This is a genomic window from Stygiolobus sp. RP850M (assembly GCF_037389295.1).
Lineage (GTDB): Archaea > Thermoproteota > Thermoprotei_A > Sulfolobales > Sulfolobaceae > Stygiolobus.
Window position 1 is genome coordinate 34,032 of sequence record NZ_JBBHKU010000040.1, and the last position, 13,421, is coordinate 47,452.

Below are 13,421 nucleotides of genomic sequence, written 5' to 3' on the forward strand. Positions count from 1 at the left end.
GATATTAAGTGATCATGAATGATAAAAATTATTGGGTTATCCAGAATACATATAACTCTTCTGGATTTAGAGGGAAAGTATGGAAGAATAGACGGAGGAGTTGGAGTCGCTTTGAAACACCCAAAAATAGTAGTTAGGGACGGAAATTGTTACCAGAAAACAGATTTTACATTACCGTATCCTATCCCTGGATATTGTATAGATGAGGATTACGAAGAGCATGTAGGTTTAGGACATACCACACAGTTCAGACTAGCTTTAGCTAAATTATCCGCTGAATACAACCTGAAGAACACTGATATTGTGGACCTTGCAAAAGCTGTTGGAAGAGGTGGTACATCTGGCATAGGAGTTTACGCATTTAAATATGGCGGGTTCATCGTAGACGGGGGGCATTCGGTGAAGGTGAAAGAACAAGTTGCTCCTTCTGACTTTTCTACCGCTCCTCCTCCTCCGCTTATTACGAGATTTGACTTTCCTTGGTACATTTACGTGAATATACCGAATAAAGGGAGGAAAATCTTCGGAAAGGAAGAACTTAATGCATTTAAGAGGGAGGTCAAGGGAATTGATGAACTGGTTAGGGTAGTGTTTATGAAGCTCGTTCCATCTGTAATCGAAAGGGACTTAAGCGAAGTTTTAGATAGTATCAAGCTTATTCAGAACTTAGGCTTTAAGAGAATAGAAGTGTCTTTACAAACTGATGAAGTAAGGGAATTAATGAAAAAGTTGGAGCTAAAAGGATTTCCCTCAGGAATTTCGTCCTTTGGACCTGCCGTATATACATTCGTGAACTCCAGATCAGAAGGAGGAGAATTAGTCTCTTATTTCGGAGGTTTCCTTACCGAACCAAATAACGAGGGGGCAAAAGTAGTTTGGTCGAAAGATTAGATTACGACGAATTTGTAATTGAAGAGCTAAGAAAGATTTACGGGACTAGACTGAACGAGCTGTTAAACTCTTTGTTGGTCCCGAATTCTAGACTTTACATAAGAGTGAATACTCTAAAGATCTCACCAGAAGAACTAGAGAAAGAAATGCCTTTTTTGAAAAGAGATGAAGACTTTGAAGAGGCTATGTACGTTGAAGTAAAAGGACCCAATAAAATAGCAGAACACGATACAAAAGTGATCGTTGACAAGAGAACTGCGGAGAGTGTCATGACGGGGGCAAATGTATACAAACCGGGGATTAAAAGGATTATAGGGAGCGGGAAAGAAGTTACGGTTATAAGCGAAAACGGGATACCGGTAGCTGAGGGGATCCTAACCCAAGAGGGAATGGTAAAAGTCACGGTATCGTTATATTCGGCTCCCCAAATTTCCGAATATGAAGGACTGAGGAAAGGTTATTTTATACTACAAGGAAAGGCATCAATGCACGTGGCTCATCTATTAGATCCTCAGCCTGGCGAGATTATAGTAGACATGACTGCTCACCCGGGTGGTAAGTTAACTCACGTATATCAGCTACAGCCGAAGAGTAGGGTAATCGGGTTTGACCATACCGTAAAAAAGGTAGAGGATCTAAAGAGGAGACTGGAAATCCTCAATATGAGAGAAATAGAGGTATACAAAGCAGACTCCCGTTATCTTTACGAGGACTTCCATATACAGAACGTGGACAAGGTGTTAATAGACCCTCCGTGTTCAGCTTTGGGTTTGAGGCCTAAAATTTACGATAAGAAGACCAAGACCGACCTTCTGAATTTAAGTGCGTATCAGAGACAATTCCTTAACTCTGCGTATAAGATTCTGAAAAGGGGAGGAGTACTCATATACTCCACGTGTACCATGACGGAAATTGAGAATGAAGAAATTATAAACGACTCCAAGTTTGAGGTAGAAGAGATCATAAGATTTCACCCGATAATCCATGACATGACTGGATTTTTTATAGCCAAATTAAGAAAGAGAGAATGAAATGCCTGTTGAAGAATATAATGGAGTGAAACCGAGAATCTCTTCCCGTTCTTATATCCATCCTACAGCTTACATAATAGGAGATATAGAGATAGGCGATTTAACAAGTGTGTGGCATTACGTCGTTATTAGGGGGGATAATGACTCAATACGCATAGGTAAGGAGACCAATATTCAGGAGAACTCCTCTATTCACACAGATCCAGGTTTTAAGGTAGAGATCGGTAACAGAGTGAGTATAGGTCACAACGCAGTAATACACGGAGCTAAGATAGGTTCCAACGTTATAATAGGAATGGGCGCGATTCTGCTTAATGGCTCTAAGATAGGAGAGTATTCGATAGTTGGTGCTGGTTCGGTAGTTACACAAGGTACGGAAATTCCACCGTATAGTATTGCAGTTGGTGTACCGGCGAAAGTGATTAGGAAGGTAAGGGAAGACGAAATAAAGTTAATTAGTGATAATGCTGAAGAGTATTTAAGACATACAAGGAGGTTTTTAAAAATTGAATAGAGATGTAAAAGCTCTAAAGTGGTTTTTCGACACTCAGATATTAAGAGACCCCTTTAAACCTGGATACGCGACGTTCAAGGTTACGTCCCGCTGTAACCTTCACTGTACTTTTTGCTCACCGGCTTATTATTCAGGAGAGCTCGGGGAGGCCCCGACTGAAGTAGTTAAGAAGATAATAGACAACATGAAGGATTCATCAATTGTGGTATTGTCTTTCGAGGGAGGAGAACCTACTTTGAGACCAGATATTTTAGAGCTTCTTGAGTATGCACACGATGGTTCCTTTTATGTGATGTTAACCACTAACGGCTATAAGCTGAACGACGAGAATTTTTTGACTAAGTTAGCGGATAGAATAGACTTTCTACATTATTCTATTGATGAATACCATTGGAACGTAAAAGCTTTCGATACTCTGTGCAAGTTCAGGCAATACGGATTGAAGGTTAACGTCCAGACAGTTGTTACACGCTTTAATATAAATAAACTCGAGGAAAAGGTAAGAAAAGTACACGAGTGTAAGTATAAAATTGTCGTGTTACCAGCTATTGACTACCCAACATCTAAAGTTAAACTCGCTCCAGACCCGGAAGAGCTATACAAGGTTTTGTCAGACCTTAAGAGGAAATATGGATCTACATTAAACAATTCTTGGGGCTTCATAAAAGCGCTAAAAGGTGAACAAGTGTCTAGTAGAGTAACGAGCTATGCTATTACAGTATATCCGAATGGGGACTTACCGTATCCTGATGATATTAACGGAAAAGTAGTAGGAAATTTAGCAAAAGAAAAACTTAATGACATATTGAAAAAGCCTATTGTCAAAGATTTACAACAATACATGCTTGCAAATCAAGCTAAACTCGAGTATTTACATTTACAAACATCAACTTTTAACAGCTTTAGAGACTTGTTAAGTTATGCCGCTGAGATGGCTAAGTGGAGGTTCTTAGGGAGGAGCTAGTTAACCTAAAATCTTTTTGTAAATTTGCTCAACGTCTTCGTTGACTAAATGAGTGTATATTTGAGTCGTTCTAATGTCCTTATGCCCAAGTAATCTCTGTACTATCGGTAGTTGAACTCCTTTCCTTATTGCGTTAGTGGCAAAAGTATGCCTCAACACGTGCGGTCTAAGGTCTATACCTAGTTTTTTACCTATTCTTTTTAACTTGCGATACAACGCGTGGTATGTGATTTTAAATAGTTTATCTTCCGGCTTCAAGTTATTCCTCTGGAGATAAGCAGATAGGAGCTTGGCAGTCTTCTCCGTAAAGAAGACAACTCTAGCCTCTCCGTTCTTAGTGTTCCTCACTATTATACTTCTGTTATTGAGGTTTACATCGGACACCGTCACTGATAGTAACTCCTTTGCACGTAACCCAGTATCGAGTAGTAAGGAGACTATGAGCTTATCACGAGTCTTCCTGAGGCTATTCATAAGAGCATTCACTTGTTCCTCGGTAAGAGCCAATACTTCACGCCTCCTAGCCCTCGGTATCGTAGGTCTGATATCTTTTCCGAGCCATTTTAAGAACCTAATAACAGCGATCGTATAGAGTCTTGCCGTAACAGTTTTCTTCCTTCTTTTGTCGATTGCGTCATTACTCTTATCCCTTGTGTCCCGTCTTAATATGTTCATTATCCAGTTATTAACGTCGGAAACCGTCACTTCTCTCGGATCCTTCCTTACATAATTTAGGAAGTCCTTTATAGCTATAGAGTAGATCCTAATGGTGTTTTCAGTGGCACCGGATATTGTCAAAGCGTTAATGAAGTCGTTAAACGGGTCTTGTGTATAAGGATCAGCAATGCCAAGCTGAAGCTTCATCAAAGAACTTCTTCTATGCATAAGCTTTTTAAAAAATAGGGTAAAAAGCTCAGTAATATCAAATATTGGATTTTCTTACCTCTCAACTATCTTTCTCACATTCTTATCGAAGGGCGGGTATATCATACCTTTTTCAGTAATTATAGCTGTAATGTACTTGGGAGGCGTAACGTCAAATACTGGATTAAAGACCTTAACGTTCTCAGGAGCTATGGGTACGCCCCTTACCGTCCTAACCTCATTAGGGTCTCTTTCTTCGATCTTCACATCGTTCACAGAACTTTTAAGGTCAAAGGTAGATACTGGCGCGAGAACATAAAACGGAATGCCCATCTCGTGAGCGATGACGGCTTCTTTAAACGTGCCTATCTTATTGTAAACGTGACCGTCTGCAAGTATTCTATCCGCTCCGACCATTACGCTGTTAACCATCTTTTTAAACATGACTAAACCCACTGCGGTATCTGTGATCAACGTAACGGGTATTCCCTCCTCCATTAATTCATAAACTGTGAGTCTACTTCCTTGTAACCAAGGTCTCGTCTCGGGAGCTATGACAGACACATCAATCCCTAGCAAATGTGCTATTTTCATGGGAGCTAGGGCTGTACCCAAACCGGTTCCAGTAGCTAATCCACCAGCGTTGCACTGTGTTAAAACAGTATCCCCTGAGTTAAGTTTTTCTAGACCGTATAAACCCATTTGAATTTCAGCTTCAAGTTCGTCGTCGAAGACTTTGTTAGCGTCCTTCTTGAGCAACTCTATGAGTTCTTTAATGTCCTTAGCTTCACCTGACTCTACATATTGCTTAGCTCTATTGAGCATGTGAGAAGTAGCCCAAGAGAGGTTTACTGCTGTGGGTCTAGCCTTATCCATGACTTGTTTAGCGTTGTGAAGCAGTTTTAAGGCATCGTCAATACTACTGGCTTTCAGCACTGATAATACCATTCCGTATGAGGCAGTTATACCTATAGCTGGGGCGCCCCTAACTTTCATTAGCCTTATTGCGTCAGCCACCTCCTCTGGAGTTCTGAGTTCAACAAAGATCTTCTCAAAAGGTAAGAGGGATTGGTCTAGAACTGTTAACTTATTCTGATTGTTATCCCATATTATGGGCTTTAGCTTAGGCTTGAACATTTCTTTAATTTCTTTTACTGAAACCATTGTGTAGTTAATTAAAACCGAAAATTAAAAGTTAGAAGCTTAATACCAGAAGCCGCACAAACCCTTTAACTTAGAAAAGATTACGTCTGTGACCCTGACTATAAAGGGTTCTTCCCCTTTAACTATTTTGTATAAGCCTTGCTTATCACCACTGTCAGCAATAGGAACCACCATTATACCACGCTTTTTCAGTTGAGAGTACAGAACGTAGGGAAAAGTCGGAGCCGCAGCCCATACGACTATCTTATCGTATGGCTGTGCTTTCTCGTAACCTAGACTTCCGTCCCCAAAAATAAGGTTGACGGGGCATTCGGTAAGGTTCTTCCTTGCTAGAGAATAAGCCTCTGAGTCGAATTCTATTGAATATACGTTTTCGCATCCTACAATTTCCGCGATTAAAGCAGTATAATATCCACTCCCAGTACCTATTTCAAGGACTTTTTCTCCTTTCTTTAGTTCCAGTAAGTCTAACATTAGTATACCCAATGACAATGCTGTAGTATTGTAATTCCTGGTTATCGGAATAGCTTTATCAACATAGTCCTTAGAATAAGCTAGGTGTCTATAAGGATCTGGGAGAAATTTCTCCCTATCGATTTTCCTCAGTGCATCTAAGAGCTCTTTTGAACTTATCGACGTTGATAAATAACTTATAACTTCCTCTTTTTCACTCACTTTAAGATCTCTAGTAGATTTTCTTTAAGCTCATTTATATTATTATCAGCGTGGAACATAATTGGAATATCCTCCTTAAGGGCTGCTTTGAAGCTTATGAGGAGCCATTGACCTATGTCGAAGTTAAGGGTTCTGTCCACAAGCGAGTCCGAAATACCGAAGGTCTCAGATATCAACTGCCTATCGTATGGTCTGGGTAACGTACTCACAAAGTAGGTGTGAATTTGCTGAAGGACGTTAGTGTTCAAGTAAGCTAATCTCTGAGTGCTTATCAGTGCATGAAGGTGATATTTTCTTCCATGTCTCAAAAGTTTCTCCACAGCTATAGAGGAATATTCTGAATAGTCCTTTTGCCTTGACTCAAAAGGTATGAACTCTTGTGCCTCATCCAAAACGAAAAGAACGACGGGCATAGACGAATACGACCTTTTCCTCCTCATAAAGACGTGGTCTATAAGCAAGGAAACTACCAGCCTTGCGTCATCCATATTAGGAGTTTCAACTATAAATAGCCTTGGAGATGCTGGATCTTGATCTAATAACTCAATGGCTAAGTTTTCGACATCATACTCCTCGCTTTCTATCGGCTTAAGCTCGATATATTGCTTTATTGCAGAAATAAACGAAAATATTGTAGCGTTCTCCCTAACTCCAGCCTCTCTAGCCTTCATCTCAACTTCGTTAAGTGAGGGTAGTACAGCCTCATCAACTACATCGTCCTTACTTAACTTGTTTTCCCTCATTAATCTATCAAGTTCGTGAAGTAACATCATGAAAAACGGCTTCTGTGCAGTTGCTACATACTTGTCTTCGGTCTGGCTTCTAACCATATCAATTAGCATGCCGTATGTAAGGAAACTAATTCCTTGAGGAGACATGTAAAGCCTTCTTAGTTTACCTTGGTTATAGAGAGTCTCAAAGGCTTTTCTGATAAGATCTCGGTCTTCGTTAAGTTCTTCAGGAATAACGTGGGTCCTAAGGAGCCTCCTACCCGCATCTATTTGGTTGTCGGGTAGCCTATCCAGTGTCACCAGCCTGGACTCGTAAGTTAGGAGCTGATCGAGAAGAAGAATCCCGTACTCCATTGAAACGTCTATTACTATGACTTTCAGATCTTTCATCTTTTCTAAGGATTTTCTTATTAACAATGAGGTAAGGTTTGATTTACCAGAGCCCGTATATGCGAAAATACCTATATGATACTTTATAGCCTTCTCGATGTTTAGCTTTAGGTCTATGTTCTCGTTAACTACTTTACCGATTTTAACCCCGTTTTCGTAGAAAACGAATTTCTCGAAAGTCTCGTCCGTAAAAAGCTTGACTTTAGAACCAGGTAACGGTGGTATATATCCGCGTTTAAACTCCACTCCACCGTTGACTCTCATAACGTAGCCTACGGGTGAAGCATATACTTCTATCCACGACTCCTTACTCTCCCATTTCTCCTCAACCCTCTTCATTATCTCCTCTCTAAGTTCAGGAGGAACGCTCCCGTCGAGGTTAACCATACCGTAATGTTGAGGGAAATAGTCCGTTACCTCCAGAAGTAAGTAATACTCCTTCCTTATCGTCTCAACAGCTAAAAGTTTACCTGCATCTATCGGAGTATCTCTAGAAAACGGCATCTCTATTACGAAGACTCTGAAAGTTATAGTCCCCCTACCGTCAGCAGTAGGTCTGGTAAACATTCTTATTTCTCTTAGCCTTCCCTCAATATTCGAAAAGATAATGTTAACCTACACCCCCCTCCTATTTTTTTCTATCAAACTCCTGAAAGACCTATATGTTGAGTTTCTGGTGACAAAGTTTAATATCCTACTCTCTTTGTCGCGGTAATACTTAGCAACCTTGTCAGCAAGGAAGAGGGGATAATTATATCCTAAAGCCTCTGGTATCGGTTCTCTTCCTAGAATATAGAGGATGGCGAGAATTTCTTCCCACGGTAAGTTACTCGAAGTCTCTACGAGGAATATCCATGAGAAATTAAAGAGCTTAAAATAAGCCCCTCTAATCTTTCCTTCGTTATATAACTCGACTAACCACGGTTCGCTTTTCTCAATATCGAGGTCAACTACTTGAGGGTCTTTAACTATTGCAATTATGTTTACGGGAAGATTAAATTTATCGTAACTCAGCTTTCTGTCCATAAAGACTAAGTCTACATCCTTCTCGCTGTTTAACGCTTCTTCGTATTCCATTTCCCTCATTATCTCTTCCGTGTTACAGTTCTCACACAATTTCTCCTTGTAACTTAATTCGTCTATCGTGAAAGAAGAGTTGAGTATCTTCCCTTTTACTATGCCTAGAGTTATGTAGGCAAAACTTCCCTCTCTCGTTTTTACCTCGTGAAAACTTCCATCTATAGCTTTAAATGTGAACTGTTTATTTTTTATTACTTCTGATAATGTGATAATCGTGGTTAAAACACCTTTATCCTTGATTACGGATGAGCTCACTCCTACTATTAGAATGTTACTAGCTAAAAAACTTAGAGAATACGGAATGAGTCAAAGTAAAATATCTGCCCTTTTAGGTGTTACTCAACCTGCCGTGAAACAATACTTGGATGAGGACGAACAAAAGGGGTATGAAAAATTAACCGAAATGGGTCTCTCAAAAGATGACATAGACTCATTACTCTCAACATTAGTCGACTTATTAAGTAATAATGACGTAAAGGGGGCTATCTACTACCTCACAGACTTCGGTTTGAAGGAGTTGAGCGAACTTAAGTTCTGTAAATATCATAAAGAAAAGGACAAATATGTTCCGCCCGATTGTGAAATCTGTAGGAACTTATATAGAACTAAAGAAGAAAACGAGATGGAGGTAGCCCTTTCAATGATCCAAAATCCCTTGATCACCCCCCTCATTCCAGAGGTACTAAGTAATTTAGCCTACGCAAGGCAGAATGCAAAAAACGAAAACGATGTAATCGCTGTAGCTGGGAGGATAACCAAAGTCATGGGTTTACCAACTCCCGCCTCGAAGCCCATGTGGGGAGCAAGTAAACACTTGTCTAAGATCCTTCTAAACGTTATGGGTAAGAACAGTGAAATAAGGTCTGTGATGAATATAAAATATGACGAAGATGTAGGAAAAGCGTTAAGAAAACTCGGATTTAAAGTAGCATACATAGGACCCAGAGATTGCTACATAAGTGACGACGAGATAATAAATGACATTCTCAAGGTATACAGTCCTGATCTCGATTGTGTTGTGCACCTTGGTGGTAAAGGGATTGAGGCTAACACTTACGTTTTCGGTAGAGACCCCATCGAGGTTGTGAAAAAAATTATAGAGATTGGGAGGGCTTATAGAGAGATATCTGAAAATTAATTAAGCCTTAGTAATACTAGTTCTATTATTAGTTATCATTTAAGTAGTAGTCATAATTGAATAATTACCATGCACAGCCTAAGTGAAATAGTGAAAAAATTAGAAGAAGTAGAACACATGATAAAGGATTCAGAGATAAGCGAGAAGGATAGAGAACTAATTCAGCTTATACTTATAAAGAATATGAACATAGAAGCGGAATTATATGCAAAGTATTTAAACGGAAACTCTAAATAAATAAATATTGTGAAGTATGAAGCATACATAAATAGAATACAAGGAGATTTCAAATTTTTAACCGAAGATAATAACGTAATCGGTTTGACAAAATCAATTGTAGAAGAGCTTGGAAAGGTAGGTATAAAACCTAAGGCTTTTGCAAACTCTTTATCAGAGTTCGTAGCTGATAAGACCCCTTTGTTTACCTCCTATACCGGAGGAGAGAGTAAGGTTGAGGAACCTTGTAATCTAGGGACTATATTTGAGCTTTGGATCATGAAGGGGAGTGAAGAGTTCCACACGTTTGTAACCATCGTGAACTACAATGGTACTGCACAAGTTACTTTTAGTAAACCTGAATTTTTCAACGACGCTATGCTTACCACAATGAGAAATATTCTGTCTCTAGATTGTGTAAAAATAAAAATGCCTTATCCATACAAGTTTGCGGTATTCGAAGCGTTTAATGCTTTCAAGAAATTATCAAACGTAAGCTTTGAAGGAATAATTAGAGAGAAGATGATATCGATAGATGATAAAAAGAGAGGATTGGTTTGGCGTATTGAGTCTCCTAATTTTGATTACTCCACTGATATAAGCATTCAATAAAGTTTTTAGCCAATAGCCGAGATAACTTGGAAGATAACCTTGAGCTTTATTAATGAACTCGAAGTGAAATTCAGAGATTTAAATGAAGCTCTTTCTTTCGTTCTAGCAATACTTTCTCTTGCAGTAGCTTTCATGTCTTTTAATCCGCTTTATTTAGGAATAGCAGTTTTAACAGCAACTACAGCAATTGTCCCCCATGAGCTGGCTCACAGGCAGACGGCAAGAAATTACGGATGTAATTCCAGGTTTGTGTTGAGTTTTAAAGGCTTTCTTGTAACATTCCTAATAAACTTCCTTAGTCGATATTACATACATGGCATTCTAATCTTTGTCGCAGGATATACAGCTATACTTTGTAGATTCGGGCTAATGGGAGAAGAATTATCGGGTAAAACAGCTTTTGCTGGTCCGGTTACAAATATAATAATTGCAATAATCTCGTTGTTTGCAAGTGCCTTCTTATTCGGGAACCCTCTTGTAAACGCAATTCTTCTACAAATATTTGCATTTAATAGTTATGTAGCTTTCTTTAACTTGATCCCGATACCACCGTTAGATGGATTTAAAGTGTTAAGGTGGAACAAACTGGCATGGGGTGTTGCAATACTTATCTCCTTCATCCTAACATTCCTAGTGAGGTGAACTTAATTCTCCTTAGGAGGAAAAATCAATAATGAAGAGAATACCAATTACCGTTTTGATTATGATACTCGTTGGGTCGGGTTATATTGTAGGACAAGTTCTAGAGTTATTGGACCCTTATTACCTCCTCTTTCTCGTACAATATAACCCGTTAATAATTTACTATCATTTCTATTGGGAATTAATAACGTCTATACTGATTACACCGAGTTTCATTGACTTTGGATTCAATGAAATTGCCTTGTATATACTGTACTATTTATTCAGGTCGAAAGAAGGAGTTGTAGAGATCGCTATTTTCTTTATCACTGGCGTTTTCGGTAACATACTGTATCTACTCGTTTACCCTAACGGTTTACCTTCTGCTGGAGCTTCTGGCGGTATCTTTGGGCTTCTATCGTTCTATGCAGTTTATGAATATCTAAAGAAGAACGAAAAAGGTGGTTTAATACTCCTTATAGTAGCGCTGATTGTAAGCGATTTTATTCCATTCCTCCAAGTGAACGTTCTAGCCCACATAGGTGGTACCATAGGTGGGTTACTATTCTCCCTTTTGCTTTTTAAGGTAAGACACGAACAAAGATCTATTATATGAACATAATAGAACTTGTTCTATTCTTTATAGGGCTTGCCATGTTTCCTTATGGAGTGTATGAAATATGGAAAGGTAGCGGTGATAGAGATATCAAACTCTTGCTTATAGGCTTATCAATAGCCTTATACGTGATAGAAACAGTTTTAGCCTTCCGGTGATCACTCTTATCACGTTGATTATAGTAATCTCTGGTACTCCGGGAGTAGGCAAGTCTACGGTTGCGAAGGCATTATCGGAAAAGCTTAACTTTAAGCTACTTCATCTATCTTCTTTTCTTGTAGAAAAGAAGGCTTATTCTGAATATGACAAGAATAGAAAAACTTACATTTTAGATGAAGAGAAAGCAGAGAGTGTAATAAGGGAGCTCCTGAGCACCGAGAATAACTTAGTAATAGAGACAGTATATCCAGCGCTCGTAAGCAAAGCCGATAAGGTTGTAGTCTTACGACGTCACCCCTTATCCCTTTATGAAGAATTGAAAAAGAGGGGATGGAACGAGTTAAAAGTAGCTGAGAACGTTGAAGCTGAAATATTAGGTGTAGTAAGTTCAGAAGCATATGAGAATTTCAGTAATGTATGTGAAATTGACGTCACTGATAAGACTATAGATCGCATACTGGAGATGGTAGAGAATCATGAATGCGAGAGAGTGGACTGGTTAGGGGATGAGAGAGTTCAATCATTATTATTTGAATTAGATAAGATTATTAGTGAATACGAGGATTATGAGAATAGGGAATAAATTTTGAGTACTGGGAATAATCCATTCAGAATTTCATCTCCTCAGCCGAGCAAACAACCAAGAGACTTGAGAAAGGTAGCCCCTCAAGCCCCTCAAGCTGCAGACTTAAAAATCCAAATGAAAATGAAGACCGTCAAATATAAAATTGCCGTGCTTAGCGGAAAGGGAGGGGTAGGAAAATCTTTTGTATCATCTAACTTAGCCATGGCATTAGCGGCAGCAGGAAGAAGTGTAGGAATAGTTGATGTAGATTTCCACGGTCCTTCGGTCCCTAAGATGTTAGGAGTAAGGGGACAATACTTGACGGCTGACGATAAGGGCGAAATAAACCCGGTAGTAGGTCCTTTTGGTATAAAGGTGGTCTCAATAGACTTCTTATTACCAAGGGACGATACACCAGTAGTCTGGAGAGGAGCAATAAAACACACTGCAATTAAACAATTCTTAGGAGACGTCAAATGGGGAGAGTTAGACTACTTAATAATAGATATGCCGCCTGGGACCGGTGATGAGGCTCTGTCAGTAGCACAGCTAGTCCCTAACTTAACTGGTATGATCATAGTTACAATACCTTCAGAAGTCTCTACACTAGCAGTCAAAAGATCTATAACCTTTGCTAAGACTATAAACGCTAGGATCCTAGGTGTAATTGAAAACATGAGCTACTTCCTATGCCCGAGTGACAACAAACCTTACTATATATTCGGAGAGGGTAAAGGAAAGAAAATGGCAGAGGAAATGGGAGTACCTCTATTAGGACAAGTACCTCTAGACCCAGTAGTGGCTCAGGCAAATGATTTAGGAGAACCATTCTTCTTAAAGTATCCAGATGATCCTGCATCAAAGGAGTTCATGAAAATAGCAGAAAAAGTTATCCATATTGTAGAGAACAGTCAACAAGAAACGCCCCAATCAGGGTAAAGAAAACTTAAACTTTCTAACGTTATAATCAGGAGTTTTTTTAACTTTACCTTCCCTTACTAGATCAGCTAGTACTTCTCTAAATTCTATCATGTTAAACTCCACGCCTTTCTCAATTAGAATATTTCTAATTTCAGTTGAAGTTAAACCTTCACCTTTCCTTTCTTCAAGTATTCGAAGTATTACTTCCCTTAACTCATCCTTGTTCATACTATCGGATTATACAATAATTTAAAAATAATAAGTGTAAA

18 protein-coding genes are annotated in these 13,421 nt (G+C 39.1%); 12 read left to right on the forward strand and 6 right to left on the reverse strand.

What is annotated here, in order from left to right:
* Nucleotides 1-18 precede the first annotated feature (18 nt).
* Genes WIW52_RS04120 through WIW52_RS04135 form a run of 4 tightly spaced genes read left to right on the forward strand, consistent with a single transcriptional unit; the run spans nucleotide 19 to nucleotide 3,400 of the window.
* A complete protein-coding gene (locus WIW52_RS04120) occupies nucleotides 19-891 on the forward strand; it encodes a beta-ribofuranosylaminobenzene 5'-phosphate synthase family protein (protein WP_337708781.1) in 873 nt (290 codons plus the stop codon).
* Nucleotides 876-1,922 (forward strand): methyltransferase domain-containing protein, encoded by a 1,047-nt coding sequence (locus tag WIW52_RS04125; RefSeq protein ID WP_337708783.1) that lies wholly within the window; start codon nucleotides 876-878, stop codon nucleotides 1,920-1,922. Before WIW52_RS04120 ends, WIW52_RS04125 begins: the two co-directional genes overlap by 16 nt.
* Before the next feature lies 1 nt (nucleotide 1,923).
* Nucleotides 1,924-2,436 carry a gamma carbonic anhydrase family protein gene (locus WIW52_RS04130; protein WP_337708784.1) on the forward strand — a complete coding sequence of 171 codons (513 nt, stop codon included), beginning with the start codon at nucleotides 1,924-1,926 and terminating at the stop codon, nucleotides 2,434-2,436.
* A complete protein-coding gene (locus WIW52_RS04135) occupies nucleotides 2,429-3,400 on the forward strand; it encodes a radical SAM/SPASM domain-containing protein (RefSeq protein WP_337699366.1) in 972 nt (323 codons plus the stop codon). Before WIW52_RS04130 ends, WIW52_RS04135 begins: the two co-directional genes overlap by 8 nt.
* Here WIW52_RS04135 and xerA read toward each other — a convergent pair whose 3' ends face one another.
* The 5 genes from xerA to WIW52_RS04160 form a co-directional block, all read right to left on the reverse strand.
* A complete protein-coding gene (xerA, locus tag WIW52_RS04140; RefSeq protein WP_337708925.1) occupies nucleotides 3,401-4,264 on the reverse strand; it encodes a site-specific tyrosine recombinase/integron integrase in 864 nt (287 codons plus the stop codon). It abuts the gene before it with no gap.
* Nucleotides 4,265-4,339: 75 nt separating this feature from the next.
* Entirely contained in the window at nucleotides 4,340-5,428 is a 1,089-nt protein-coding gene (locus WIW52_RS04145) for an S-methyl-5-thioribose-1-phosphate isomerase (RefSeq protein WP_337708786.1), read from the reverse strand.
* Nucleotides 5,429-5,467: 39 nt separating this feature from the next.
* A complete protein-coding gene (locus tag WIW52_RS04150; RefSeq protein ID WP_337708788.1) occupies nucleotides 5,468-6,103 on the reverse strand; it encodes a protein-L-isoaspartate O-methyltransferase family protein in 636 nt (211 codons plus the stop codon).
* Nucleotides 6,100-7,791 carry an ATP-binding protein gene (locus WIW52_RS04155; RefSeq protein WP_337708790.1) on the reverse strand — a complete coding sequence of 564 codons (1,692 nt, stop codon included), beginning with the start codon at nucleotides 7,789-7,791 and terminating at the stop codon, nucleotides 6,100-6,102. Before WIW52_RS04155 ends, WIW52_RS04150 begins: the two co-directional genes overlap by 4 nt.
* A gap of 48 nt (nucleotides 7,792-7,839) precedes the next feature.
* Nucleotides 7,840-8,559: a DNA double-strand break repair nuclease NurA gene (locus WIW52_RS04160; protein ID WP_337708792.1), complete on the reverse strand. Its 720-nt coding sequence runs from the start codon at nucleotides 8,557-8,559 to the stop codon at nucleotides 7,840-7,842.
* Between WIW52_RS04160 and WIW52_RS04165 the strand changes: the two genes are divergently transcribed.
* From WIW52_RS04165 to WIW52_RS04200, 8 genes are all read left to right on the forward strand, one after another.
* On the forward strand, nucleotides 8,519-9,442 hold the full coding sequence (locus WIW52_RS04165) for a thiamine-phosphate synthase family protein (RefSeq protein ID WP_337699379.1): 924 nt from the start codon (nucleotides 8,519-8,521) through the stop codon (nucleotides 9,440-9,442). The two genes, WIW52_RS04160 and WIW52_RS04165, sit on opposite strands and share 41 nt — an antisense overlap.
* Before the next feature lie 69 nt (nucleotides 9,443-9,511).
* A complete protein-coding gene (locus WIW52_RS04170) occupies nucleotides 9,512-9,679 on the forward strand; it encodes a hypothetical protein (protein WP_337708793.1) in 168 nt (55 codons plus the stop codon).
* Nucleotides 9,680-9,763: 84 nt separating this feature from the next.
* Entirely contained in the window at nucleotides 9,764-10,270 is a 507-nt protein-coding gene (locus WIW52_RS04175; RefSeq protein WP_337708794.1) for a hypothetical protein, read from the forward strand.
* 39 nt (nucleotides 10,271-10,309) lie between these two features.
* Nucleotides 10,310-10,912: a peptidase M50 gene (locus WIW52_RS04180; protein WP_337708796.1), complete on the forward strand. Its 603-nt coding sequence runs from the start codon at nucleotides 10,310-10,312 to the stop codon at nucleotides 10,910-10,912.
* 31 nt (nucleotides 10,913-10,943) lie between these two features.
* A complete protein-coding gene (locus WIW52_RS04185) occupies nucleotides 10,944-11,507 on the forward strand; it encodes a rhomboid family intramembrane serine protease (protein ID WP_337708798.1) in 564 nt (187 codons plus the stop codon).
* Nucleotides 11,504-11,665: a hypothetical protein gene (locus WIW52_RS04190; RefSeq protein ID WP_337699389.1), complete on the forward strand. Its 162-nt coding sequence runs from the start codon at nucleotides 11,504-11,506 to the stop codon at nucleotides 11,663-11,665. Before WIW52_RS04185 ends, WIW52_RS04190 begins: the two co-directional genes overlap by 4 nt.
* 14 nt (nucleotides 11,666-11,679) lie before the next feature.
* Nucleotides 11,680-12,249: an adenylate kinase family protein gene (locus tag WIW52_RS04195; protein ID WP_337708801.1), complete on the forward strand. Its 570-nt coding sequence runs from the start codon at nucleotides 11,680-11,682 to the stop codon at nucleotides 12,247-12,249.
* 3 nt (nucleotides 12,250-12,252) lie between these two features.
* Nucleotides 12,253-13,170, forward strand: a complete 918-nt coding sequence (locus tag WIW52_RS04200; protein ID WP_337699394.1) for an Mrp/NBP35 family ATP-binding protein — start codon at nucleotides 12,253-12,255, stop codon at nucleotides 13,168-13,170.
* Here WIW52_RS04200 and WIW52_RS04205 read toward each other — a convergent pair.
* Nucleotides 13,162-13,380, reverse strand: a complete 219-nt coding sequence (locus WIW52_RS04205; RefSeq protein ID WP_337708803.1) for a hypothetical protein — start codon at nucleotides 13,378-13,380, stop codon at nucleotides 13,162-13,164. The two genes, WIW52_RS04200 and WIW52_RS04205, sit on opposite strands and share 9 nt — an antisense overlap.
* Nucleotides 13,381-13,421: the final 41 nt, after the last annotated feature.